We start from the raw sequence: 702 nt of genomic DNA, 5'->3' as shown, positions 1-702 counted from the left end.
TGTGCTTGTCGATATGGATTATGAACTCGATGGCGAAGTGTGGCTGGAGCCGACGCCGGGCCACACCCCGGGGCACGTAGCCATCGGCCTGAGATCTCGAGGCACAGGGGCAGTGTTTTCCGGCGATCTCATGCATTGGCCGATGCAATGCATATACCCCGACTGGAGCTTTCGGTACGACACGGACCCTGATCAGGCACGTCGGACGCGGTGGGCATTCCTGGAGGCTTGCTCGGACAATGGACGTATCGTCATGACATCGCATTTTCCCTTGCCGTCGGTGGGAACTATCTCGCGACGCCAGTCATCATTCTGGTTCGAGGATCATCAGCCGCCGTAATCGCCGAGGACGCCGACCACGCGAACCCGAACGGCGGGGGCGACCGCGCTCGGCATGTCCGGCGCGCGGATCGCCGGGAGGGCCGCGCTGGAGGCTTAGCAAATGCAAGGCTGGCTCGCGCTCGCCACGATGTGCATCGGCGTCGGACAGGGCGTGACATAAGAGTGGGGTGGGATTCCTTTTCACGAGTGCGCATGCGAGTCTGTTGCATGCGCGCAGGAATATCGTTCACCGTTTCGCCAACCGATCGCCAGCGACTACGGCGCTCATCCGGGATCGCAATACGCCGCAGAAGCATGTCTGGCGCGCCGAGATCATCCTGCTGAGCGTCAACGGCACCGGCACCGTCGAGATCATGCGGC

The 702-nt window shown here is 62.4% G+C and carries 1 protein-coding gene and 1 pseudogene; both read left to right on the top strand.

Features of this window, described 5'->3' with window-relative positions; translation table 11 throughout:
• The coding region (locus NKI17_RS36900; protein ID WP_502894740.1) for an MBL fold metallo-hydrolase at positions 1–340 on the top strand (340 nt) is incomplete at its 5' end.
• A 209-nt stretch (positions 341–549) separates the two neighbouring features.
• Positions 550–702, top strand: a pseudogene (locus NKI17_RS36895) (IS630 family transposase); the annotation flags it as partial.

This window comes from Mesorhizobium sp. M0816, assembly GCF_040320005.1.
Classification (GTDB): Bacteria; Pseudomonadota; Alphaproteobacteria; order Rhizobiales; family Rhizobiaceae; genus Mesorhizobium.
This window is presented reverse-complemented; position numbering and strand designations above follow the sequence as displayed.